This is a genomic window from Marinobacter sp. B-21, from assembly GCF_056857895.1.
In genome coordinates this window covers 44,653-67,785 of record NZ_JBSXNZ010000086.1, presented here as the reverse complement: position 1 = coordinate 67,785, position 23,133 = coordinate 44,653, and the positions used below count along the sequence as shown (strand labels likewise).

General features: G+C 57.4%; 20 protein-coding genes and 2 pseudogenes. 7 read left to right on the top strand and 15 right to left on the bottom strand.

Annotation, left to right across the window (positions count from 1 at the left end):
• Positions 1 to 425: 425 nt before the first annotated feature.
• Positions 426 to 1,787 carry a hypothetical protein gene (locus AC13C0_RS16750; RefSeq protein ID WP_482954715.1) on the bottom strand — a complete coding sequence of 454 codons (1,362 nt, stop codon included), beginning with the start codon at positions 1,785 to 1,787 and terminating at the stop codon, positions 426 to 428.
• A gap of 196 nt (positions 1,788 to 1,983) precedes the next feature.
• Here AC13C0_RS16750 and AC13C0_RS16745 point away from each other — a divergent pair, with 196 nt between their 5' ends.
• A complete protein-coding gene (locus tag AC13C0_RS16745; protein WP_482954714.1) occupies positions 1,984 to 3,189 on the top strand; it encodes a 3-oxoadipyl-CoA thiolase in 1,206 nt (401 codons plus the stop codon).
• Positions 3,190 to 3,211: 22 nt separating this feature from the next.
• The gene (locus AC13C0_RS16740) at positions 3,212 to 4,381 is read left to right on the top strand and encodes an acyl-CoA dehydrogenase (RefSeq protein WP_482954713.1); all 1,170 of its coding nucleotides are present in this window, start codon (positions 3,212 to 3,214) and stop codon (positions 4,379 to 4,381) included.
• Positions 4,382 to 4,453: 72 nt separating this feature from the next.
• Here AC13C0_RS16740 and AC13C0_RS16735 read toward each other — a convergent pair.
• From AC13C0_RS16735 to AC13C0_RS16715, 5 genes and pseudogenes are all read right to left on the bottom strand, one after another.
• Positions 4,454 to 6,081 (bottom strand): annotated as a pseudogene (locus AC13C0_RS16735) (pyruvate/oxaloacetate carboxyltransferase).
• A gap of 20 nt (positions 6,082 to 6,101) precedes the next feature.
• Positions 6,102 to 7,523: an acetyl-CoA carboxylase biotin carboxylase subunit gene (locus tag AC13C0_RS16730; protein WP_482954712.1), complete on the bottom strand. Its 1,422-nt coding sequence runs from the start codon at positions 7,521 to 7,523 to the stop codon at positions 6,102 to 6,104.
• 81 nt (positions 7,524 to 7,604) lie between these two features.
• Complete coding sequence (locus AC13C0_RS16725; RefSeq protein WP_482954711.1) at positions 7,605 to 7,883, bottom strand: hypothetical protein; 279 nt, start codon at positions 7,881 to 7,883, stop codon at positions 7,605 to 7,607.
• 164 nt (positions 7,884 to 8,047) lie between these two features.
• Complete coding sequence (locus AC13C0_RS16720; protein WP_482954710.1) at positions 8,048 to 8,647, bottom strand: CBS domain-containing protein; 600 nt, start codon at positions 8,645 to 8,647, stop codon at positions 8,048 to 8,050.
• A 73-nt stretch (positions 8,648 to 8,720) separates the two neighbouring features.
• Positions 8,721 to 9,047 carry a hypothetical protein gene (locus tag AC13C0_RS16715; protein ID WP_482954709.1) on the bottom strand — a complete coding sequence of 109 codons (327 nt, stop codon included), beginning with the start codon at positions 9,045 to 9,047 and terminating at the stop codon, positions 8,721 to 8,723.
• A 385-nt stretch (positions 9,048 to 9,432) separates the two neighbouring features.
• Between AC13C0_RS16715 and AC13C0_RS16710 the strand changes: the two genes are divergently transcribed.
• From AC13C0_RS16710 to AC13C0_RS16695, 4 genes are read left to right on the top strand one after another with little or no spacing between them, the layout of a single operon-like run.
• Positions 9,433 to 10,629 carry an acyl-CoA dehydrogenase family protein gene (locus AC13C0_RS16710; protein WP_482954708.1) on the top strand — a complete coding sequence of 399 codons (1,197 nt, stop codon included), beginning with the start codon at positions 9,433 to 9,435 and terminating at the stop codon, positions 10,627 to 10,629.
• A 10-nt stretch (positions 10,630 to 10,639) separates the two neighbouring features.
• Positions 10,640 to 11,776, top strand: a complete 1,137-nt coding sequence (locus tag AC13C0_RS16705; RefSeq protein WP_482954707.1) for an acyl-CoA dehydrogenase family protein — start codon at positions 10,640 to 10,642, stop codon at positions 11,774 to 11,776.
• A gap of 40 nt (positions 11,777 to 11,816) precedes the next feature.
• Positions 11,817 to 12,575 carry a class II aldolase/adducin family protein gene (locus tag AC13C0_RS16700; protein ID WP_482954706.1) on the top strand — a complete coding sequence of 253 codons (759 nt, stop codon included), beginning with the start codon at positions 11,817 to 11,819 and terminating at the stop codon, positions 12,573 to 12,575.
• Positions 12,576 to 12,588: 13 nt separating this feature from the next.
• Complete coding sequence (locus AC13C0_RS16695; RefSeq protein ID WP_482954705.1) at positions 12,589 to 13,056, top strand: MaoC family dehydratase; 468 nt, start codon at positions 12,589 to 12,591, stop codon at positions 13,054 to 13,056.
• Positions 13,057 to 13,128: 72 nt separating this feature from the next.
• Here AC13C0_RS16695 and AC13C0_RS16690 read toward each other — a convergent pair whose 3' ends face one another.
• From AC13C0_RS16690 to AC13C0_RS16675, 4 genes and pseudogenes are all read right to left on the bottom strand, one after another.
• Positions 13,129 to 15,120, bottom strand: coding sequence for a TRAP transporter permease (locus AC13C0_RS16690; RefSeq protein WP_482954704.1), 1,992 nt, complete (start codon positions 15,118 to 15,120; stop codon positions 13,129 to 13,131).
• Positions 15,121 to 15,222: 102 nt separating this feature from the next.
• Complete coding sequence (locus tag AC13C0_RS16685) at positions 15,223 to 16,383, bottom strand: TAXI family TRAP transporter solute-binding subunit (protein WP_482954703.1); 1,161 nt, start codon at positions 16,381 to 16,383, stop codon at positions 15,223 to 15,225.
• A gap of 81 nt (positions 16,384 to 16,464) precedes the next feature.
• On the bottom strand, positions 16,465 to 17,790 hold the full coding sequence (locus AC13C0_RS16680) for a DcaP family trimeric outer membrane transporter (RefSeq protein WP_482954702.1): 1,326 nt from the start codon (positions 17,788 to 17,790) through the stop codon (positions 16,465 to 16,467).
• 372 nt (positions 17,791 to 18,162) lie between these two features.
• Positions 18,163 to 18,328: pseudogene (locus AC13C0_RS16675) on the bottom strand (ISNCY-like element ISMaq5 family transposase); the annotation flags it as partial.
• Here AC13C0_RS16675 and AC13C0_RS16670 point away from each other — a divergent pair.
• Positions 18,269 to 18,400 carry a hypothetical protein gene (locus tag AC13C0_RS16670; protein ID WP_482954778.1) on the top strand — a complete coding sequence of 44 codons (132 nt, stop codon included), beginning with the start codon at positions 18,269 to 18,271 and terminating at the stop codon, positions 18,398 to 18,400. The pseudogene AC13C0_RS16675 and the gene AC13C0_RS16670 sit on opposite strands and share 60 nt — an antisense overlap.
• 10 nt (positions 18,401 to 18,410) lie before the next feature.
• Here the strand turns inward: AC13C0_RS16670 and AC13C0_RS16665 are convergent, their stop codons facing one another.
• The 5 genes from AC13C0_RS16665 to AC13C0_RS16645 form a co-directional block, all read right to left on the bottom strand.
• Positions 18,411 to 19,346, bottom strand: a complete 936-nt coding sequence (locus AC13C0_RS16665) for a ketopantoate reductase family protein (protein WP_482954701.1) — start codon at positions 19,344 to 19,346, stop codon at positions 18,411 to 18,413.
• A 99-nt stretch (positions 19,347 to 19,445) separates the two neighbouring features.
• On the bottom strand, positions 19,446 to 20,594 hold the full coding sequence (locus AC13C0_RS16660; protein ID WP_482954700.1) for an ABC transporter substrate-binding protein: 1,149 nt from the start codon (positions 20,592 to 20,594) through the stop codon (positions 19,446 to 19,448).
• 49 nt (positions 20,595 to 20,643) lie between these two features.
• Positions 20,644 to 21,351: an ABC transporter ATP-binding protein gene (locus tag AC13C0_RS16655; protein ID WP_482954699.1), complete on the bottom strand. Its 708-nt coding sequence runs from the start codon at positions 21,349 to 21,351 to the stop codon at positions 20,644 to 20,646.
• On the bottom strand, positions 21,338 to 22,105 hold the full coding sequence (locus AC13C0_RS16650; protein ID WP_482954698.1) for an ABC transporter ATP-binding protein: 768 nt from the start codon (positions 22,103 to 22,105) through the stop codon (positions 21,338 to 21,340). Before AC13C0_RS16650 ends, AC13C0_RS16655 begins: the two co-directional genes overlap by 14 nt.
• A complete protein-coding gene (locus tag AC13C0_RS16645; protein WP_482954697.1) occupies positions 22,098 to 23,132 on the bottom strand; it encodes a branched-chain amino acid ABC transporter permease in 1,035 nt (344 codons plus the stop codon). Before AC13C0_RS16645 ends, AC13C0_RS16650 begins: the two co-directional genes overlap by 8 nt.
• Position 23,133: the final 1 nt, after the last annotated feature.

The window sequence follows — 23,133 nt, the reverse complement described above, 5'->3', positions numbered from 1 at the left end:
CTGAGTCTTGTCAAAATTCATGCCTGATGTGAAACACCTGTGCTTTATGTTTCACAATAGCGTCCTTTTTTCCAGTAGGTGGACCCTTTTGGATCTTAAAACGTGAGGCATTTTGATTGGCGGAAGCGGAAGTGCATGCCTGGAAATGGAAGTATATAGGGAACAACAGTTTAGCGGAATCTCGAAAAATCATCGCCCCATCAAGCGTTCGGGCTGACCCATTGGCGTTATGGGGCTTGGCCAGATAGGCAAAAGGGTTGCCCGGAAGGAGATTACGATCACACCCCACACCTCGGCCCGCACCCTCCGGGAGGCGGCCCTGGAGCAGATCGCCGGGAAAACTCGGGACCACGCCAGGGGCAGACCGATTACCGGGGTTGTGGATACCGTCAGGGGGCTATTGAATCGCCATCTTGGGCCGGCCCTCACCGCATGGCCGGCATAAGCAAAGCCTCGAAGGCCAGAAGCGCCAGTAACAACGGTACCGTGATCAGCACAAACAGGCCATTCCAGCGAAACGCCACCACCCAACGCGATACTTGGCCAAAGCGTGAAAGCAACATAACCGAGGGGCCGAAGGGTGACAGCATCATGGCCAGGGAAAAGCCAATGACCAGCGCCACGGACATCAGCAGGGGATCCATTCCCGCGGCCACAAGGCCTGACAGCAGCCCCGCCTGGATACTGAGAACGGTTATCGGAATAATGCCGACGGCGGACAGTAATGGAAGAGACAGGAGCCCGATTGCCGCCAGTGTCAGCACACCGCTGGTCGAGCCGACCAGCCCGCCGAGGATATCCCTCGGGATGAGGCTGGACAATGCTACGCCGAGAATCGCCGAGCCCGCAAAAATGGCCATTTCATTAATCATGGACGAAACCTGTGAGACACTTTCGTCGAACCCGGTAGTCAGGGACCGGTCTTCCCATGAAATATACAGAAGAGTAATCGACGGCACAGCCAGCATCGCGGCTGCCGACACCTTTAAGTCAGTCATTGCAACCAGGACAGCCATGGCGGTAAACACGGCCAACACGAGCACAAACAGCGTCAGCGTTCCGCTCGGCCAGTGCTCGAGCACCACCCGCTCACTGCTAATCTGGTGAAACCGGTGCCGCTCAAGCAACCAACCCACCAAGATCAGTATCAAAGCTGCTGCAGCGCCGAACGGAAGCAGCATCGACCAGCTTAATCCGGGCAGTTCCCTAGTAAGGATGGCAACTGCTACGCTGGTCGGTGCGACTAACGGTACCAGAGCGAAGCCGCGGAGAGCGCTAATCAGCACACACCTCAACCACTGCACTCGCGACGAGCCGGTTATTCCGCGATCGTGGAGAGTTTCTGACAGGCTACCGCAGAGGAGATTCATCATGCCAAAGCTAAGCACCGACGCCACACCACAGCTAACCAGAGCGTATTTAGGGTACAACCAGACAGACCTGCCACCCAGCAAGAGATCATGAATCCGCCGGAGCATCTCAAAACGCTTCACCAGGCATTGCATCATGCCAAGGCTTCCGAGAAAGGCCGCATAAAAGCCGGCGTCCGCCGACGCCTTTGTCAACTGCGCCATGCTCAGCTGCCCACGAAGCCCCAACCACGATGTCACGAGGAGGGATGTGAGCAGAAGTGCCCGGGAATACCCTTGTAAGTGTCGGCCAGCCACCAGAAAACAAACTACGAACAACAGCCCCGCCACGGCACTCAGCGATTGATTCGAGGCACACATAGCTATCAGCTCAAGCAAAACTGCAATTGGCAACAACCGGTGCACCAAGACACTCATGGAGTCATCGTCCCAACGAACTTTAACGCTGCTTGCATTTCAAACACACCCGGATTAGTCTTTTGCGAATAAAATACAAAACTGTATTTCGCTGAACGAAACTATATTAACATTAACGGCAAGGCAAGGCTGGCACCTTTGGAACAGCCACGATCCACAGACTGATGCTTTGTCACCGTCGATAGAGAGAAGAATCATGGCCGCGTATATCTATGATGGGTTGAGGAGTGCATTTGGTCGCCATGGAGGCTCCTTGGCCAGGGTTCGCCCAGACGACATGCTAGCCCGCGTGATACAAGCACTTGTAGAACGCAACGCGTTCGCACCGGAAGCCTATGAGGATGTGATCGCGGGTTGCACAAACCAAGCCGGTGAGGACGCCCGCAACATTGCTCGCCACGCCGGACTTCTGGGCGGCCTTCCAATCGAGACCGGGGGCTTGACGGTGAACCGTCTGTGTGGATCAGGTCTGGCCGCCATTATCGATGCCGCCCGCGCCGTTCGCTGCGGCGAAGGCGAACTTTTTGTGGCCGGTGGTGCAGAAAGTATGAGCCGCGCGCCCTTTGTTATGGCCAAAAGCGAATCTCCGTTCAGCCGGGATTTTCGCGCTTTTGACAGCACCATTGGCGCCCGCTTCCCTAATCCGCGCATCGAAACCGTGTATGGCGCCGACACTATGCCAGCAACCGCTGACAACATCGCCCGGGAGCTGAATCTGGTCCGGGAAGAAATAGACCGGTTCGCTGCCCAGAGTCAGGCCCGCTATGAAGATGCCCGCCGTTCCGGATTCTTCGACGACGAGATTCTACCTATTGAGGTCCCTCAGGGGCGGAAGAAACCACCAGTGATTGTGGACCGGGATGAACATCCGCGCCCACAGTCCACCGCCGAAGCACTTGCGGGGTTGCGCCCGCTGTTTGACGAAGGCGTTGTGACTGCGGGTAATGCTTCCGGCATTAACGACGGCGCCGCCGCTCTGATTATCGGATCCCGGGAAGCCGGGGAACAGGCCGGCATGCGACCACGCGCCCGAATTGTAGCGTCAGCCATTGCTGGTGTGCCGCCCCGGGTGATGGGTTATGGCCCGGTTCCTGCCAGTGAAAAAGCACTCGCCCGCGCTGGTCTTACCCTTAACGATATGGATGTAATCGAAATCAATGAGGCATTTGCCGCCCAGGTTCTCGGTTGCACCACTAAACTGGGTATAGACCCGACCGATTCCCGGCTGAACCCTAACGGCGGCGCTATCGCTGTCGGCCACCCACTTGGAGCATCCGGCGCACGGATTGCACTCACTGCTACCCGCCAGCTGGAACGCAGTGGCGGTCGCTACGCCCTAATCAGCATGTGCATTGGCGTCGGCCAGGGCATTGCTGCTGTGATTGAACGGGTTAACAACTAATTTTCTACCGAGGAGAAACACCATGGCTTCCGCACCCTGGGATGACCTGCTGCAATTTGACAAACAACTTGAAGAAACCGAGCGTCAGGTCCGCGACAGCATCCGCAACTTCTGCGATCAGCAACTGATGCCCGGCATCGTCGAGGCCAACCGGCATGAGAAGTTCGACCGGAACATCTTCAACGAGATGGGCGAGCTGGGCATGCTGGGCGCCACCCTGCCGGAAGAGTATGGCGGCCCGGGTCTGAATCACGTGTGCTACGGCCTGATTGCCCGGGAAGTGGAGCGGGTGGATTCCGCCTACCGTTCGGCTCTGAGCGTACAGTCCTCTCTGGTTATGCACCCCATCCATGTCTTCGGCCAGGAAGCCCTGAAAAAACGCATCCTGCCAAAACTGGCTTCCGGCGAATACGTGGGCTGCTTCGGTCTGACCGAGCCCAACCATGGCTCCGACCCCGGTGGCATGGAAACCCGCGCCAAAAAGGTCGACGGCGGGTACCTGCTGAGCGGCTCGAAAACCTGGATCACCAACTCCCCGATCGCGGACATCTGCGTGGTCTGGGCCAAGCTTGACGGCAAGGTAAACGGCTTCGTGATCGAGCGTGAAGGCACAGAAGGTCTGGACACGCCGAAGATCGAGGGCAAATTCTCCCTGCGGGCGTCCGAGACCGGCTCCATCTTTATGGACGAAGTGTTCGTGCCGGACGAAAACAGGCTGGAGGTTGAAGGTCTGAAGGGTCCGTTCAGCTGTCTGAACAAGGCCCGTTTTGGCATTAGCTGGGGCTCACTGGGCGCGGCCGAGTTCTGCTGGCACGCCGCCCGCAACTACACCCTGGAGCGCAAGCAGTTTGGCAGGCCCCTGGCCGCCAATCAGTTGATCCAGAAAAAGCTGGTGGATATGCAAACCGAGATCACCCTCGGCCTGCAAGCGGTACTGCAGCTCGGCCGCATGATGGATGACGGAACCGCCACTGCGGATGCAATCTCGCTGCTAAAACGTAACAACTGCGGCAAGGCTCTGGACATCGCCCGGGTTGCCCGGGACATGCACGGCGGCAACGGCATTGCCGATGAGTACCACGTGATCCGCCATGTCATGAACCTGGAGGCGGTGAACACCTACGAGGGCACCCATGATGTGCACGCCCTGATTCTTGGCCGGGGCCAGACCGGGATTCAGGCATTCAACTGATACCCACGGAGACGCCTGACGCGAAACAGCCCCTCACGATGAGGGGCTGTTTCGCGTCAGGCGATAGCGCTTTTATTCAATCTCAATCAGCACCTCGCCGGGGACCACCCGGTCACCCTTGGCAATGAACACGCCTTTCACCGACCCGGCGATGGTCGCCTTAACTTCGGTTTCCATCTTCATCGCCTCGATGATCAGCACCGGATCGCCGGCCTGGACATCGTCACCTTCCTTGACCAGGACATCCACGATATTGCCCGGCATACTTGTAGTGACATGGCCTTCTTTGGTCGCACTCGCGCGGCCACCGCCCTTGCCGCCAGCCTGGTTTTCATCACCTTCCGAGGCCAGGTGGATTTCCTCGGGCACGCCATCCACAGTCATGTAGAAGCGCCGCTCATTGTCGCTGACCGGGTTGGCACCGGTCACATGAATGTCGTAGCTCTCACCATGCACCGTAATCTTGAAGCGGGTCGCCACCGGCCCGCCGCTGCCTTTCGCTGCTATCGGCTCCAGCGGCTCTGGCTGCAGGTTGCCATCACGGCGCTGCTCCAGGTAGCCCCGGGCCTGATCCGGGAACATGGCGTAGGTGAGCACACCCTCTTCACTGGTCGCCAACTCTCCCACCTGTTTTCGCAACTCGTCGAGCTCACGGGGGATCAGGTTGGCCGGGCGCTCATCCACCAGCTCTTCCTTACCCACGGCCCGGCGCTGAAGCTCCTGATCTACGTTGGCGGGCGCCTTGCCGTACCAGCCCTGCAGGTATTTTTTCACCTCATTGGTGATGGACTCGTAGCGCTTGCCCCCCAGCACATTGATCACCGCCTGGGTGCCAACAATCTGGGACGTGGGGGTCACCAGCGGTGGATAGCCCAGATCCTTGCGGACACGGGGGATCTCCTCGAACACCTCCTGGATACGATCCAGGGCGCCCTGCTCCTTCAGCTGGTTGGCCAGGTTGGACATCATGCCGCCGGGCACCTGGGACAGCAGTACCGAGGTGTCCACGCCGTTGTAGTCGCTTTCAAACTGGTGGTACTTTTTTCGCACTTCCCGGAAGTGACGCGTGGCCTTGTCCAGCAGCTCCAGGTTCAGACCCGTTTCGAAACCAGCATCGTGCAATGCCGCCACCAGGGATTCGGTGGGCGGATGACTGGTACCACCGGCAAAGGCCGACAGGGCGGTGTCAAAGCGCCCATGTCCGCCATGGCTTTGGCCTGCTCCAGATAGGCATCGCTGCCGTGTACCGGGCTCACGGTGTAACAGAGGGTGCCCTGGGCATGCTTGCCGGCCTTCTTCACAGCCTTGATGCTGGTTTCCAGGTTGCGCACGTCGTTCAGGGCGTCAAAAATGCGGAACACGTCTATTCCGTTTTCGGCGGCCTTGGCCACGAAGGCCTCGACCACGTCATCGCCGTAATGGCGGTAGCCCAGCAGGTTCTGGCCACGCAGCAACATCTGCAGGCGGGTGTTGGGCAGGGCCTTGCGCAGGGTACGCAGGCGCTCCCACGGATCTTCCTTCAGGAAACGCACGCAGGCGTCGAAGGTGGCACCGCCCCAGCATTCCAGCGACCAGTAGCCAGCCTGGTCCAGCCATTCACAGGCCGGCAGCATGTCTTCGGTACGCAGTCGGGTGGCGATCAGTGACTGGTGGGCGTCCCGCAGGATAACGTCGGTAATATGGATCTTGCGCTTGGTCATGGGATCTCTCCGATATTCTTTTAAAGGCCCGCCTGGGCCGCGATGGCAGCAGCAATGGCTGTGGCAATGGATTCGGGGCGGGTCTTGGTGCTGTACTCGAGCAACTGCGGATTACGCTCTACGAAGCCGGTATTGAATTCAGCGGCCTGAAAATCCGGATGCTCCAGAATCTGTTTGTAATACGGAATGGTGGTCTGGACACCGTAGATGCCCATGTCGCCCAGCGCACGACCGGAGCGGGCAATCAGCTCCGGCCAGTCCATGGCCCAGACAATCAGCTTGGCGCACATGGAGTCGTAGTAAGGTGGAATCTCGCAGCCGGTGTACATATTGGCATCGGTACGGACACCGGGGCCGCCGGCCGAATAGTAACGGCTGATCCGGCCAAAGCTGGGCAGGAAGCCGTTCTTCGGGTCCTCGGCGTTGATCCGGAACTGGGCTGCGAAACCCCGATAGGAGATATCCTCCTGCTTCAGCCCAAGAGGCTCACCCGCGGCTATTCGAATCTGGGCCTTAATGATGTCCACACCCGTAATCTCCTCAGTGATGGTGTGTTCCACCTGAACCCGGGTGTTCATTTCCATGAAGTAGAAGCTGCCATCGTGGTCCAGAAGGAATTCCACGGTGCGGGCATTAACGTAGCCACACTGTTTTGCGACCCGCCTGGCGAGATCACCGATATACTCCCGCTGGCTCTCCTCCAGCTGGGGGGACGGTGCCAGCTCGATCAGCTTCTGGTTGCGGCGCTGGATCGAGCAGTCCCGTTCATAGAGATGAACGACGTTGCCATGAGTGTCCGCAAGAATCTGAACCTCAATGTGACGGGGCTCGATGATGCACTTTTCCAGGAATACCTCGGCGCTGCCGAAGGCCTTGGTGGCCTCGGAAATCACCCGCTCGTAATTCTGCCGCAGCTCCTTCTCCTTATCGCATCGTCGGATGCCGCGCCCGCCACCACCGGAGGTGGCTTTCAGCATCACCGGGTAACCAATGTCGACAGCCTGGGCCACAGCGTCTTCCACGTCGTTGAGATTACCTTTGGATCCGGGAGTTACCGGCACACCAGCGGCTAAAGCCGTTTGCCGGGCCTGGGTTTTGTCCCCCATCGACGCGATGGCGTCGGCCGTGGGTCCTACAAAAGTAATGCCACGCCGCTCACAAATAGCCGCAAGCTCGGCGTTTTCCGATAGGAAACCGTAGCCGGGATGCAAGGCATCGCAGCCGGTTTCCACCGCCATGTTCACGATGTGGTGCGGATTCAGATACCCCGACAGGGGATCCTTGCTGATCTGATAGGCTTCGTCGGCTTTCTTGACGTGCAGGGAGTACTCGTCAGCCTCCGAATGAATGGCGACTGAGCGGATACCCAGCTCGCTGCAGGCCCGGGCAATCCTGACCGCAATCTCTCCGCGATTGGCGATCAGCAGCTTCCGTATAGCCATGGAAAATCCTCCAGGTGATGGAAGTCGTTTGAATCGAAAGGTCGGTTGGAGTGGCACGAGTGCCGCTCACGCAGATGGCCGTCAGGCCAGGGGCGGTGCCTGTGGCAGCACCGGGAAACTGGCGCAGGGCACCAATCCGGAAAAGCCCCGGATCTCGCAAAGGATACCGCCGGGCGTCAGAGTGAAATCCCGGAGACGGTCGCTGCCGGGCACGTCTCCTTCCTGAGCACCATCGCCCATCGCATCTGAGCACAACAGGCAGGAGGCCGGCTCACAGCCCGGGAGCACCGGCGCATTTTCAGCAGAATAGGCGAGCAATGAATCCAGACCCAGTGCCAGAATGATAACGAGGCGTAGCACCTGAATCCGGCAATTTTGGTGGGCGTCCTTTAAGGTGACTAAAGTCTTAGTCAGTGTCACGTGATTATCACATCGGTTCAATACGGTTTTTTGGGTGAGAAGCATCGACTTTTTCGATTGATGACAGCTTCGGCGCCGTATGGGCACCGAAGCCGTTGCCCGATCTAGAAGCCTCCTTTTACCACATGGACAATTTCATAGAACTTGGTTGCCCGGTGCTCCAGATCGATGGCCAGGTCAAGCCGCTGCAACAACTCCCGGGCATATACCAGGCCTCTGAGATAGGAACGGGATTGCTGGTGCCGATCATCATCCAGCACCAACAAATACTCCTCACGGACCTCACGGAAAGTGCTGACCAGATCCCCGACAGTTGCCGCCCGCAAATCACGGTAATGAATGGCCGGCAAATCGCTGATGGGGCGCATGATGTCTCGCACCCGCAAGTCTTTCAGGGCCACACCCTGCCGGCTGGCCACACTCATCGGCTTCTCGCCGTTCACATCCTCGATGGCCAGAATACCGAGGCAGTCACCCGCCTGGTTTTCCACTACCTTGAAGGAGTTGTCGGCAAGCTTCATCCAGAGTCTCGCCTCGGAGACGGACATATCGGAATTCAGCTCCGACAGTTTCTGCTCGGCAAAATCGGTGAGCAGGTGAACGGCCGAATCTTCTCTACTAATGTGCGACAGCGGTTTGGCGGTCGGTAACGCACCGGTGCGCGCCAGATCCCGCACTGGCAATGCATTGAATACACTGTTCATGATAAACCTCGTGAATCTGAATTCAGGTTGGAACAGCCCTGCGCAGGCATGAGCAATCCCGTTGTTGTCAGAATCAGGCGAGGCGGGGCGGCCCTTGAGGCAATACCGGGTAGCTCAGCAACCTCAATGGCGGCCGAATAAAATCAAGGCTGGCGGAGAAGACGGGCCGAAAATCCCCTTCCGGGAACAGAAGGGACGACGTGATGAAGACGGAAGCATCCGGCGACGAGGAATCCCCCGCCCCATCAACCGAAATCAGTGTCGGGGTAAAGTGGTCATCAATCTGGGGATCAATTGCCGGGTGGGACGGTCCGTTGAGGAACAACACAAACAGACCGGTGACCAGCAGTGCCAGGAGGCTGAGCTTCAGGCTGCTTCTGTTGATGGAACAACTCGGCATATGGAGGGTCTGCTGTCGTTATTTGAACGTCTCGTCTATTACAAACATATAGCCTTTTGGGTCCAATGCAAACTCTCGACCACGTTAAAAGTGCGCAATGCGCTCAAGTGATCTGCCAGTTGACATCACCCGGATCGGAAGTGCCTGGCTTAACCACCCAAAGGTGTCTTCTTCAAATTACAATTTCTGCAGAGCGGTATAGTTTTTTGCATTGGCCTGTAAATCCCCCATTAGATAGCGTTAAAAATCCACCCGAAATGACATTTTTACCCTTTATTTCTTCGCTGGTTTCATTTCTATTGACAGACACCGGCCCAATCTCCGATCATTGGAGTATTCTGCTATGCGGTATTTATTTTCGCTGTAATGTAAGAGAGGCTACCAAATGAACTTGAACTACACCGCCGAGGAACTCGCCTTCCGTGATGAAGTCCGCGCGTTCCTGGACAAGAAACTGCCAGCGGATATTACCGCCAAGGTAAAGGGGTTCCGTCGCCTGTCCAAAGAGGACCATCAGCGCTGGCAGAAGATCCTGAGCGAGCAGGGCTGGTACGCCACCCATTGGCCGGAAGAATACGGCGGCGTGAACTGGACCCCCGTTCAGAAGCACATCTGGGATGAGGAGTCCTGCCGGTATGGCGTCCCGCGTTCTGTGCCTTTTGGCGTCAACATGGTTGCCCCGGTCATCATCAAGTTCGGTAACGAGGAACAGAAGCAGAAATACCTGCCCCGGATCCTCAGTGGCGAGGACTGGTGGTGCCAGGGCTATTCCGAGCCCGGCGCAGGGTCCGACCTGGCGTCCCTGAAGACCCGCGCCGTTCGCGAGGGTGACCATTACATCATCGATGGGCAGAAAACCTGGACCACCCTGGGCCAGCACGCCAACATGATTTTCTGCCTGGTGCGCACCAATACCGAAGTGAAAGCCCAAGAGGGCATTTCCTTCCTGCTGATCGACATGAACACTCCGGGCATTACCGTGCGTCCGATCATCACCCTCGATGGCGAGCACGAGGTGAACGAGGTGTTCTTCGAGGACGTCAAGGTCCCCGTGGAGAATCTGGTGGGCGAGGAAGACAAGGGCTGGACCTACGCCAAGTACCTGCTGACCTATGAGCGCACCGGTCTGGCCGGCATCGGTATTTCCAAGGCGGCACTCCAGCATCTCAAAGAGCTGGCTGCTCGCCGCATCAAGAATGGCCGCCCGCTGATCGAGGATGCCTCGTTCAGCCAGCGTATCGCCCAGGTGGAAATTGACCTGATGGCAGCCGCGATCAGCAACCTGCGCATTATTGCGTCAGTGGAGGGCGGCGGCATGCCGGGTGCGGAAAGCTCCATGCTGAAAGTCCGCGGCACCGAAATCCGCCAGACTATCAATGATCTGGCTCGCCGGGCCATTGGTCCCTATGCCATTCCGTTCGTGGAAGAAGAGCTGGACCTGGATTACGACGGCGACTTCCTCTCTGACGAGAACGCCGCGCCGCTGGCTGCCCAGTACTTCAACAACCGCAAGCTGTCGATTTTCGGCGGATCCAATGAGATCCAGAAAAACATCGTGTCGAAAATGATTCTCGGGCTTTAAGGAGGCGACCATGGATTTCCGACTCAACGAAGAACAGCAGATGCTGCAGGACACCGTGGCCCGCCTGGTGCGCGGTGAATACAGCTTTGAAAAGCGCCTGGAGTACAGCGAATCGGAGCTGGGCTTCAGCGCCGACTTCTGGAGACAGCTGGGTGAGCTGGGCCTCACCGCTGTGCCCTTCCCGGAAGAACTCGGTGGTTTTGGCGGGAGTGGCGTTGAAGTGCAGAGCGTGATGACCGAACTGGGTCGTGGCCTGTGCATCGAACCCTACCTGCAGTCTATAGTCCTTGGTGGCGGACTGATCAGTCACGCCGGCAACGACCAGCAGCACGAACGGTGGCTTGGTGGCATCGCCAGCGGCGAGATGCGCGCGGCCGTGGGCCTTCAGGAGCCCCAGAGTTTCTACAACCTGAACGATGTGGAAACCCGGGCTGAGAAATCCGGTGACGGCTATGTCCTGAACGGTCGCAAGGCTGTGGTCATCGGTGGCCATTGCGCAGACCTTATTCTGGTTTCCGCACGCACTTCCGGGGACAGCCGCGATGCCAGGGGCATCAGCCTGTTTGCCCTGAGTCCGGATACCGCTGGCGTGGAACGCCGGGTTTACCCGACTATCGATGGCTCCAAAGGCTGCGACATCACCCTGACCAATGTAGAAATCAGTGCCAATGCACGCCTGAGCGAAGAGGGCAAAGCGGCCGACGTCATCGAGTATCAGGCCGGACGTGCCATCGCAGCGCTCTGCGCCGAGGCGGTGGGCGTCATGGAAGTCGCCAACGACCTGACCCTTGATTACCTCAAGCAGCGCAAGCAGTTTGGCGTTCCCATCGGCAAATTCCAGGTGCTTCAGCACCGTATGGTGGACATGATGTCTGAGCTGGAGCAGGCCCGCTCCATGGCGATCCTGGCCGCAAGCGTCGCCGACGAGCCCCAGAGCGACGAGCGGCGCCGTATCCTGGCAGCCGCCAAGAATGTGATCGGCCGCAGCGGCCAGTTCATTTCCGAGCAGGGCATCCAGTCCCATGGTGGCATCGGCATGACCTGGGAATACAACTTCGCTCATTACGCAAAACGTCTGGTGATGATCAACCATCAGCTCGGCGACGACGACTTCCACCTGCAGCGTTACGCGGCCCTGCTACAGTAAACTGCAGACGACCGTTATTTAGGGGATTAGGGACATCACAATGACAACAAGCGAACAGTCGACCGAACAGGATCTGAAGAAAACCGAATGGAAGGTTCGTACCGAACTGGCCGCCGCCTATCGATTGGTGGCCCTGTTTGGCTGGGATGATCTGGTGTTCACTCACCTGTCAGCCCGGGTGCCCGGGCCGGATCATCACTTCCTGATCAACCCCTATGGACTGCTGTTCCACGAAATCACCGCCTCGTCTCTGGTGAAGGTGGACCGGGATGGCCAGGTCGTGGAATCCGGCGGCCTTAGCCGCGTCAACCCGGCCGGCTTTACAATTCACAGCGCGGTGCACATGGGGCGTGAAGATGCCGGGGCCGTCATGCACCTGCATGCAGCGGATGGTGTCGCGGTGTCCGCCCACCGGGACGGCCTGCTGCCCCTGAGCCAGACGGCCATGCTGTGCCTCAACCACCTGAGTTACCACGATTACGAAGGCGTGGCCCTTAACCTGGACGAACGGGAACGGCTGATCCGGGATCTGGCAAACAAGTCCATGATGCTGCTGCGCAATCACGGCGTATTAACCGCAGGCAAGGATGTGCCGGAGACTTTCACCTACCTGTATTTCCTGATGAAAGCCTGCGAAATACAGGTGAAGGCCCAGAGCTGCGGTCCCACCCGGATGCCTTCGGAGCAAGCTATCCAGACCACGGCAGAGCAGTCACAATCATTGGGGGCAGCCTCAAAGCTGACCTGGCCGGCGCTGTTGCGACTGCTGGACAGCAAAAACCCGGGCCATGCGGTGTAAGGAGAGCAAAACGATGATTAATGTAAAACTCGAGGAGCTGGCTGACCACCAGGGCATGCTTATCAGCCACAGCCCCTGGCTGACCATCACCCAGGAAATGATTGAAGCCTTTGCGGATGCCACCGGAGACCACCAGTGGATTCACGTCGATATCGAGCGGGCAAAAAGGGAATCCCCCTGGGAAAGCCCGGTGGCCCACGGCTACCTGACCGTATCACTGATATCAAGGCTGAACCCCCAGGCCCTCAAGGTGGCTGGCCCCACAGCCACCATTAACTATGGCATGAACAAGTTGCGCTTCCCCTCTGCCGTCAAATCCGGCTCCGATATCCGCACCAAAGTGGAACTGCTGGACGTTGCCCGTGTGGATAAGCAACGAACCCTCGCCACCTACCGGACCACCGTCGAGATCAAAGGGGAAGACAAACCCGCCTGCGTGGCCGAAAATCTCGTTATGTACTTAGCTTGTGCCCGCCCATAAACGGCTTGTTTTCAAGGTGACTCGGTTTGGGCCGTTTAATATCAGTGCCTTATGCTTATGAGCGGGAACGAGTTAGGGCGCAGTCAGTCCAGGCGACCGCCGATTGGACCACCAGGTGAAGATCAATGCCGGCACGATCAATACCGAGCTGATCATCGATAACGTCAGGTTGCTGAGGGGCACCGGGCCGCCGCCGGGAATGGCGAGGCTCATCCCTCCCAACACCAACGCCAACCGTAGCGGCCACTGCAGCATTTTATGCAAGGCCAGGTTGCCAACGCCCAACACATAGCCCTGCATGGCCCCCGCTATCAGCGCGATACCCACCACCGCCTGGGGCAACACCACCACGATCTCGCCCCAGGTGCCTTGCAGAATCAGCGCCGGATTCAACACGAACAGAAACGGAATAAAATAGATCACACTGCCCAGACGCATAGCCTGTACGCCGGTTTCCATCGGTCGGGCCCCGGCCACTGAGGCGGCGGCAAAGGCACCCAACGCCACCGGTGGTGTAATAAAGCTGAGCATTCCCCAGTACAGGATGAACAGATGCACCGCCAGCGGGTCCATCCCCCCGCCGTTGATCAGTGCTGGCGCCAGCGCTACGGCCAGGAAAATATAGGCCGCGGTGACGGTCATCCCGATACCGAGAATAAAACTGGTGGCGGCGCCCATAAATAGCAGCACCAGGGTATTGCCACCGGCCAGGAAAATCAGGTCATTGGCAATGGTTCCGGACATGCCGGTGACCGAGAGTGCGCCGACCAACAGCCCGACCCCGCCCAGAATAGCGATCAGTTCCGCGAACAACCTGCCGGAACTGGAAAAGAAATCCTTCACTTGCTGCCAACCCCAACGCTGATAAGGCAGCGCCTGATTGATCACCAGCAACAGGGCGGTGGCATAAAAAGGCGCAATCGCTTCGCGACGCAGAAAAAACAGCAGCCAGATCAGCAGCACAAACACAAAAATGAAGTACCAGCCTTCTTTTAGCGTCTGCCGCAATGATGGCAACTCAGCCGCCGGTAAGCCCTCTAGCTCATGGCGCGCCGCGTAAGCATCAATCTGGATAAACAGTCCCATGAAATACAGGAACGACGGTACCGCCGCCGCCAGCGCGATGGTGCCGTAGGAGATATTCAGGAAGCTGGCCATGATGAAGGCCGTCGCCCCCATCACCGGCGGCATCAGCACCCCACCCGTGGAGGCACAGGCCTCAACACCGGCGGCGTAGGAACGCCCGAAGCCGACACGGCGCATAGCCGGAATGGACAGCACTCCGGTGGTCAGCACATTGGTGATCACACTGCCACTCATGGAGCCCATCAGGCCGCTGGAAAACACCGCCACCTTGGCCGGACCACCGCGAACGTGACCCAATAAGGCAAACGCGAGATTGATGAAAAACTTGCCACCACCGGTTTGTTGCAGCGCCACCCCAAACAGTAAAAAACCAATGACCAGATTGGCGAACGCCTGCAGCGGAATCCCCATGACGCTTTCGCGGCTCATGGCGTGGTAAATCGCCGTCTGTGATGGCGACGACGGGAAACCCTGAATCGGTCCGGGCATCACGCCGGCAAAGATGGGGTAGATACTGGCGATACCAACAATGACGGCAATGGGCCAGCCGCCAGCGCGACGCACCGCTTCGAGGATCACACCCCAAAGCAGAAAACTCATCACTACCGCGTGTTCCGGCGCGGCATACTCCCAGCCCCGGTCCAGAATGCGCTCGGCATTGAACACAAAATAGCCGCACACCGAGGCGGCAAACACAAACAGAAGAATGTCATACCAGGGCATCGTATCCCGCAAGGTGCGGCTCAATGGTGGCCATAAAATGAACACCAGGGGCAGCATCAACGCCACCACGGTGTAGAAAAACTGGCTCTCAACTGTCGTCACTAGGGTAAACAGGCCCAGATTAAACAGGTAATCAATGGCGAGTAGTGTAAGGGCGACGGTGGCGACTCGGGGAACCCAGAGCCAGAAACCCTGGAGGCGGCGAATGCCGGATACGTCACCGGGACTGACCGGTGTTTTCTGGGGCACGCTCATGATAGTGAAAAACTCCGGTTGAAAGCAGAGGGACAGCAACCACGGGCACCCACGCCGATCATTAACGATCGCGCGGGTACCCGCTGCTGGATAGCGAACCGCTTAGTGGAAGACGGGCTTCATATCCGCCGCCTCAAGCGCCTTGGCGCGAGCCGCCATCCAGCCACTGCGGAACGCATCGGCATCGTCGGACGGATGGGTGGCGAGATAGCTCTTCCAGGTGTTAGCCAGGATGCCCTGGCGCTGTATCAGACGGTCCTGGTGCTGCTGCATGGCATCGGTCCAGTGGCCGATTTCCTTGTAGTACGCCACCACCGCGTCGTGGTACGGAATCACCCATTGCAGGTTCTGGTTCTCCAGGGCGTAACCGGCGTTACCCGGAGCTGCATCCTTGTATTTGTCGTTGTCTTCAATCAAGACCCGAATCAGACTGCTGGCAGTTTTGTCGTCCAGCGTCTCGTTTCCCACCAGAATCGGATACGGATAGCTGGCACCGACCCAGGGGTTGTCTTTGCCGTAGTTGTCACCGGCCACCGAGGTGGCCTTGTGAGGCTGGAAATACGGCGCCACGGTTTGCAATCGCTGCCACCCCTCTTTGTTCGCCGGGTCAAGCTCGGGCCAGACAATGCCTCTGGGGCTGGCGGCCAATTGCTGGGCCGGTGGCGCCACGCTCATGGTAAAGGCGGCATCAACCTGATTGGCGACAATGCCTTCAAAGGAGCGGCCATAACCGGGGAATTCAACCCGCTCAACGTCGTCCCAGGTCAACCCCCCAAAGGCGAGAAACGCCTCGGTACCGATGTTCAGGGCATCATCACCACGAATGTAAGCCACCCGTTTACCCTTCAGGTCGGCCGGGGTTTTTACGCCAATATCACCAGCGACGGCAACGCCCAGGCCAAAGCTGGCGGTGGAGGTGCTGACCAGACGCAGGGGCTGCGGCCCCCACTGCGGATCGGCAAACAGCAGCACCCCTTCCGAGCCGTAGTAACTGGCAATACCGCAAGCGCACAGCGGTACCCGCCCCATGCGCAGAGGTGTCATGCGGGAGACGTCGTTCTCGCCGGGCAATATACGTACGGACGTACCGTACTCGTTTTGCAGCAGATTGCCGATGGAAACCATCTGGGTGTAACCCGCTGACCCGGTACCGTAGGCGGTCATCGCCAGTGTACGAGGCAGGTCAACATTTTCGGCGCTGTGAGCAAAAAAAGGTGCAACACTCAAAACACCGACGAGCAGACTCTTGTGGATATTGCGCATCGTTCTTGTCCTGTTTGGATGTCCGATAACTGCGAAAACCGGGCCGTTGAGGCCCCAGTCTTACCGTTCATGGTGGTGCGATTAAAAACCAAGTCTGGCGGAAGCCATCACTTGTTCATACTGGTTGCTGCTGGCAGAGCCGATAACGCCAAAGTCCCAGTAGGCGTATTCCAGACCCAGGGTCAATTTGCTGTGAGGTGACCACAGCAGGTTGACGTGGACCGACGTTGAGGTATCGAAATAGCTCAGGGTGCTGGCTGCCGAGGCGATGTCGTCTACGATCTCAGTGTAGGAGACACTCAGAGTGCTGCGCCACTGGGGGGTCCAGAAATGGCGATACGCCGCCGTTGCACCAAAGGTTTTCAGAGGATCGACATTACCTGCGGCCAGTTCGGTGCGATCAAAATCGGGATAGGTCAACAGCCCCATATAGCGCCCCAGAGCGCCATAGTTGTATTGCAGACGCAGGTCATCCTTACTGATTGTCGGGATACGGGCACTCAATGAAATCGCACCGGTCACCGTGGTCTCATCAGCGGCGTCATCCTCAAGACTGCGGACAATACCGGCCAGCGAGTAGGTACCAAACTCATTGCGAAGCTGATAGCGGGCGGCCAGATCCGGGTAGGACTGGTCGTCATAGGACGACGAACCAAAGCCGTCTTCCGGGTTCTCCAGAGACACCATGAACTTGCCACCTGGCGCTGCCATGTTGTAACGGATCAAGGGCTGTCGTGAATAGATGAAGGCCGCCTGTTTACCCTGATCCAGAATCTCCGGCAGCACCGCCAGGTCGGTAAAGGTCGTGTAGGCCTGGCCGAAATCCCAGCCATTCCACGAACCGTAGGCCTGACGCAATCGTGGGTTGTAGCTGTTGGAAACGACTTCGTTGCCGGGTGCGTTGATGTCGGTATTGAAGCCTATCTCGATGTAGGTGGTCAGGTCGCGGCCGGCCACGTTAACGGTTTTGGTACCGATACCCAGGCGGCTTTCACGTGCTGAGAAGCCAGTCTTCCAGTCACTGGTGTCGTTGGCGGCAAATCCGGCCAGGGTGCGGGGGATACCGATGGCGTAGGCGTTTTTGGACCCGTTACCGTTAGAACCCACTTTCGCGTCAGCCTTGATAAAGCCACTGAAAGAAAAAGTGGTATCACCCACCTTCATTCCGTCTCCATCTCTGAGCAGATAAGGATTGTCTTCTTGTAAAACCGGCGCGACTGCTTCTATGTGGCTTACCTTTGACTCCAGGTGCTTCACCAGATCACGCAGCTCCTGCAGGTCAGCGTTGTCTACATCCACGCTCTCGGCGGAAACCGCAATCGGCGCACCAAGCGATAGCAACGGCACGGTGAGCAGGGCAATCGCATAGCTGATCGGACGTTTTGTAAAAGTTGTTGTTTTTGTCATTGCAAACCTCGTGTCGTAATTATTGATTAGCGGCAACCATTGTTTCGCACTGCGGTATTACTATTTTTTTTATTTCGCAGTGCAGCACTGTTTTCCGTAATCATAAATATAGACAATGTCATCCCATACAACAACCCTACAAAACCAAGTTTCATAAAAATGTGTATACAAGGATCTTAAAGTTGGGTCTTACAGAATTTACAGAGGGTAATAGGTAATTAATTCTAATGATGTTCTGCTAAGCGGTATCTATTTTCTCTACTGTGGGCCGAGAGGTTCATCGATGGATAGTAGCTGGCGCCCATCCAGAAACCGCCACTCTCGAGTAATCCGACTGGCTTCGGGAAGCCGGAGTCAAGCCAATCGCACCAGGTTGTATCTCAGCACGGGCAGAAACAAGTCCTTGTCGGAAGGTTGTGCCGTCCTCAATGGAGAACGCCGTGATAAAACCGTTTTTATCGCTGCTCAGATTGACCTTATGGCCGTAGAGTACATCCCGCCCCCCCTTGACGATGATGTCGGTATGGGGCTTGGTGAGTTTCTGGACGGGCACCAGTTTGAAGAAATAACACACGACGATGTGGCAAGATGGGTGAGGAACCAGGCGTGACGGAACCCAGTCACGCCTTGCCTTCCAGCCTCGCCCGCATTCTCAAGGTAACCAGCACGGTATTGAGATGGGGAACATCAATACCATGGTGTTGGGCAATGGATACGACGTTGCCTATGACAGCATCTCTTTCGATGGGACGATTATTAAGATAGTCCAGCGCCATGCTGTTCTTGTAGGCCGGCATTTTACGGGTGCCCTCAATGTTTTCGTCAATCAGAGACTCATCCATGGGATACCCTTCTGCAGCAGCTACCATCATGACTTCTCGAATCATTGCCCGAATAAGCGCCTCTCCGCCCTCGGTATCGAGAATAGTTCTGGTATCTGCACCGTTAGCTATTACCGAAAGAGGATTAAACGGTGTGTTCCAGAGGCATTTTCGCCAGCGCTCACCCACGACCTGTTGAGTGAGATCAACATTAATGCCACCTGCAATAAAAAGCTGGGCCAACTGGCAACAGTGGTCATCGACACCATGTGGAAATTTACCCATGACAAGCTTGCCATAGGCTTTATGCTCTATGACGCCGGGAGCCATTCGGCTCACGGCGATAAATGCAAGACAACTAATCAGCGGATTACCAGGAAATGCATCGGCGAGCTCTCTTTCGATACCCAAGCCATTTTCAATGAGTACCAGCCGGGTCGCCTCTCCCATCCAGCGCGAAACAATTCCAGCCCGCCCCACTCCGGGCAGAACCTTCACACAAAGCAAAACGTAATCCGGCATCTCTTCAGGGACTTCATCTTCACGATAAATGCTGTCCGGCCTGAAGGATAAATCTCCTATCGGGCTACTGATACGGATACCGTTAACCCTGACTGCGTCAAACTCGGAACGCAATACGGTACTCACGCGACACCCCGCCTTTTTAAGAACAGCGCCATAAAAACTACCAATGGCACCAGCACCAATGACCAAAATACTGGGTTTGCTACTCATGCTGTGGACAACTCCTTTCTATCTATTCGCGACAGAGGCCGAGCAGTAACGAAAAAGGGCAGGTCACCGCTGACTTGCCCTCGCATTGAGTTCGAACGTTTATTTAATCTGCACTCGAACGATCTTGCCATCTTTCACCACGGCCAAGGTAGTTTCAGTGACGAATCCGCCGTTCTCGGTCACATCGGTAATTTCATAAGGGTTCTTGCGTGAATCCATATTCTTCATTGCGCCGCCAAGGGCAGCTCTGACGACTTTCGGGTCAGTTGATTCTGTCATGTCCATCGCCTCAACCAAGCCATGAAGGGCAAGGTAGTTGTAGGCAGCCTCCGAACCGGGACCCTTTCCGTATTTCGCCTGGTACCGCCTGATGAAATCCTTCGCAGCTTCCGTTTCATAAATACTCAGAGGCACCACACCAATAGCGCCTTCCACCACATTCAAACCACCAGCAACATCTGCCACCTCGTCAATCTTGGCCTGATCCATCACGATAAAGCCTCCCTCAAAGCCCATCTGACGGGCCTGCTGGACCACCAGACCGGTCGGCTCCGAGGCACCGCCCACGAACATCACATCCGGGTCCTCGGCGATGATACGGCTTACACCGGTAAAGAAATCGGCGGACTTGTTATAGTCCATCGGGTTATTGGCCACCACCTTGCCGCCTTTGGAGGTCCATTCTTTCTCGATCATAGAGCCCCAGATCTTGGCGTACTCGTGAGTGGCACCCGCCATGCCGAGTTTTGTACCCAGGTTGTCCAGGGCATAGTCGGTAAACGCGTGCACGTAGCCGTCAAACGTCGGCGGGATCCTGACAGTCAGAGAATTACCCTTTTCCGTCACCGTCGGCACACTGGTATAGGCCATGACCAGGAAACCGTCTTTCTCATTGAAGTCCTGCAGGGCAAAGACCCCACCGGAATGGGGAATGAAAATGGCGGGAACGTCTGACTCCTGCTTCAAGCGTTTGGCGTTGGTCGCCGCCTGAGCCGGAGAGTACCGGTCGTCCAGGGAAATGAGGTTGATGGTGGTTTGCTCCCCGTTCAGGTCGAAACCGCCAGCGGCGTTGATCTCCTCGGCGGCCATCCTCAGGCCGGACAAGGTGTTTTCGCCATACAGAGCGGCGCCCCCACTCAGCGGGCCGGTAAAGCCGATATTCACTTCACCGGCCATCGCACCAGCGGTAAGGCTCATTCCCAGGGTTGCCGCCGCGACAGCCTGACCCAGTGTTTTTACTGTTTTCATTGTTTTCTCCTGGTTGCTTGCGCTCGTCGTTAATCAATCGTCGGAGCCATCAGGCTCCGATATATGCTTTGCGGACCTGTTCATTACCCAGTATGGTTTCACGGTCACCCTCCATCACCAGGTGGCCGTTTTCCATGACATAGGCTCGGTGGGCAATCTTGAGGGCCGCAAAGGCATTCTGTTCAGCCAGCAACACGGTCGTGCCCAGGCTGTTGATCTGTTTGATGGTTTCGAACATCTGCTTGACCACCAGCGGTGCCAGGCCGAGGGAAGGTTCGTCCAGCATCAGAAGGCGCGGACGACTCATCATGGCGCGTCCGAGGGCCACCATCTGTTGCTGCCCCCCGGACAGGGACCCAGCAGGTTGGTGGCCCTTGTCTTCCAGGATCGGGAACAATTCCAGAACTTCGTTAAGACGCGTCTTGTTACCCTGACGGTCCCCACGGTGAACGAAGGCGCCCATCATGAGGTTCTGCATCACGCTCATCTGGGGAAACAGCTTGCGCCCTTCGGCGCACTGCACGACACCGCCGGCAACAATCGCGCTGGCTTTCATGCCATTGAGCTTCTTGTCTTCAAACCGGATCTCGCCTGCGGCGGGCTTGATCAACCCGCTGATGGCGTTAAACAGCGATGTCTTGCCAGAGCCATTGCCGCCCAGAAGAACCACCAGTTCACCGGTATCCACTGTCATGGAAATATCCGTCAGTGCCTTGAAGCTGCCGTAGCAGACATCAACGTTCTCAAGCTGCAGCATCTTCATCACCTCCCAGATAGGCCTCAATCACCACCGGATTGTTACGAACTTGCTCCGGTGTGCCCTCGGCAATCTTCTCGCCGTGGTCCAACACCATGATCTTGTCCGCCAGGCTCATGATCATGTCCATCTTGTGCTCAATCAGGCACACGGTCAGGCCGCTATCCACCATCTTGCGCATCAATTCGGCAAAACCCTGGGTTTCCTCCGGATTCACACCGGCCGCAGGCTCATCCAACAACACAATTTTGGGATCGGTAGCCAGGGCAAGGGCGAAGGCCACCCGCTTGCGCTCTTCCTGGGTAATGTCAGCGATAAACTGGCCGGCAACATGGGTCAGACCAACAAAGTCCAGGGCCTCCATGGCCTTGTCACGGGCCGCCCTTTCCTCACGCTGGAGGCGTTTGCTGTTGACCAGCACATCCCAGAGGCCGGATCGGGTACGAAGGCGATGGCCAACGATGAGGTTGTCCAGCACCGACGCCTGTTCAAACAGGTTGGTGGTCTGGAACGTCCGGCCCACCCCGAGCCGTGCGACCTTGTCGCAGGGCATGTGGGTTACATCGGTGCCGTCTAGCAGGATGCGCCCCGAGGTGGGCTGATGCAGGCCGGAAATCAGGTTAAAGAAAGTACTCTTGCCAGCTCCGTTCGGCCCTATGATGGCGTTGATCTTGCCCGTCTCGAATTCCACGGACACATCGTTCACCGCCGCCAGGCCGCCAAACATTTTGGTGAGATGTTCTACCTTAAGCATTGTTTTCGGCCTCCCGGGTCTGAGCAGTCACAATCTTGCTCTCTTTGCGTTTTTTACCCGGTACCAGAACCTGGGCCTTGCGGTGCATCCAGGTCAGGAACGAGCCCGTGATGCCCCTCGGGAAGAAGATCACCAACAGGACCAACAGCGGGCCAAAGATAATCATCCGGTACTCCTCCAGGAACTGCAGGGACTGGGTAATCCAGACAATGCCGACTGTGCCCAGCAGCGGCCCGGTGATGGTGCCGATGCCGCCCACCAGCAGGTAGGTGATCATGTCGAAGGTATGCACGATGTTGGCCTCTTCCGGTCCGATAAACCGGACCATTCCGGCATAGAGCGCCCCCGCCAGGCCGGCGTAGGTGGTCGACAGCACGAACGCCAGCACCTTGTTGCGCATCAGGTTGATGCCCAGCGACTGTGCCAGCTCATCGCCATTGCGGATGGCAATGAAAGTCCGGCCCAGCAGGGAGCGGGACAGCCTGCCCATGAACCAGGTCGCGAAGGCCAGGAACGCCAGCACCAGATAGTAGAAAGGTGTGGTCTCCGTGAAGTCCACCACGCCGAAGCCGTAGGGTGCGGCAATGTCCCTGACACCGATAGGCCCATGGGTCAGCTCTTCCCACTTATCGATCAGCAGGTAAATGATGAAACCCACACACAGGGTGAAGATGGCGAAGTAGTGCTCCTTCAAACGCAAGGAGACGATCCCGACGAAAAAGCCCAGCACCGCCGTAACGACCAGTGCGGCCAGAAACGCAGGCCAGAAGCTCCAGCCAGCATCAGCGGTGAGCAGACCCAGGGTGTAAGCGCCGATCGCAAAGAAACCGCCATGGGCCAGATTCAGCTGCCCGCAGTAGCCGGTAATTATGTTCAGTCCGTAGACGGCAATGGCCCACACGAAGGCCGAAGCCATGACGTAGACCTGGTACTCGTTGCTGGCCAGGAGCGGAAAAAGCAGGGCGAAAACCAGCAGGGCCAGTTTCGAGCCCGGCTTCATCAACAGGTATCCGAGTTTGAACAACATG

Excerpts from the sequence above, each read along its gene's own strand:
- AC13C0_RS16750 (WP_482954715.1), bottom strand. The coding sequence starts at position 1,787 with ATGAGTGTCTTGGTGCACCGGTTGTTGCCAATTGCAGTTTTGCTTGAG.
- AC13C0_RS16745 (WP_482954714.1), top strand. The coding sequence starts at position 1,984 with ATGGCCGCGTATATCTATGATGGGTTGAGGAGTGCATTTGGTCGCCAT.
- AC13C0_RS16740 (WP_482954713.1), top strand. The coding sequence starts at position 3,212 with ATGGCTTCCGCACCCTGGGATGACCTGCTGCAATTTGACAAACAACTT.
- AC13C0_RS16730 (WP_482954712.1), bottom strand. The coding sequence starts at position 7,523 with ATGGCTATACGGAAGCTGCTGATCGCCAATCGCGGAGAGATTGCGGTC.
- AC13C0_RS16720 (WP_482954710.1), bottom strand. The coding sequence starts at position 8,647 with ATGAACAGTGTATTCAATGCATTGCCAGTGCGGGATCTGGCGCGCACC.
- AC13C0_RS16715 (WP_482954709.1), bottom strand. The coding sequence starts at position 9,047 with ATGCCGAGTTGTTCCATCAACAGAAGCAGCCTGAAGCTCAGCCTCCTG.
- AC13C0_RS16710 (WP_482954708.1), top strand. The coding sequence starts at position 9,433 with ATGAACTTGAACTACACCGCCGAGGAACTCGCCTTCCGTGATGAAGTC.
- AC13C0_RS16705 (WP_482954707.1), top strand. The coding sequence starts at position 10,640 with ATGGATTTCCGACTCAACGAAGAACAGCAGATGCTGCAGGACACCGTG.
- AC13C0_RS16700 (WP_482954706.1), top strand. The coding sequence starts at position 11,817 with ATGACAACAAGCGAACAGTCGACCGAACAGGATCTGAAGAAAACCGAA.
- AC13C0_RS16695 (WP_482954705.1), top strand. The coding sequence starts at position 12,589 with ATGATTAATGTAAAACTCGAGGAGCTGGCTGACCACCAGGGCATGCTT.
- AC13C0_RS16690 (WP_482954704.1), bottom strand. The coding sequence starts at position 15,120 with ATGAGCGTGCCCCAGAAAACACCGGTCAGTCCCGGTGACGTATCCGGC.
- AC13C0_RS16685 (WP_482954703.1), bottom strand. The coding sequence starts at position 16,383 with ATGCGCAATATCCACAAGAGTCTGCTCGTCGGTGTTTTGAGTGTTGCA.
- AC13C0_RS16680 (WP_482954702.1), bottom strand. The coding sequence starts at position 17,790 with ATGACAAAAACAACAACTTTTACAAAACGTCCGATCAGCTATGCGATT.
- AC13C0_RS16670 (WP_482954778.1), top strand. The coding sequence starts at position 18,269 with ATGGCCGTAGAGTACATCCCGCCCCCCCTTGACGATGATGTCGGTATG.
- AC13C0_RS16665 (WP_482954701.1), bottom strand. The coding sequence starts at position 19,346 with ATGAGTAGCAAACCCAGTATTTTGGTCATTGGTGCTGGTGCCATTGGT.
- AC13C0_RS16660 (WP_482954700.1), bottom strand. The coding sequence starts at position 20,594 with ATGAAAACAGTAAAAACACTGGGTCAGGCTGTCGCGGCGGCAACCCTG.
- AC13C0_RS16655 (WP_482954699.1), bottom strand. The coding sequence starts at position 21,351 with ATGCTGCAGCTTGAGAACGTTGATGTCTGCTACGGCAGCTTCAAGGCA.
- AC13C0_RS16650 (WP_482954698.1), bottom strand. The coding sequence starts at position 22,105 with ATGCTTAAGGTAGAACATCTCACCAAAATGTTTGGCGGCCTGGCGGCG.
- AC13C0_RS16645 (WP_482954697.1), bottom strand. The coding sequence starts at position 23,132 with ATGTTGTTCAAACTCGGATACCTGTTGATGAAGCCGGGCTCGAAACTG.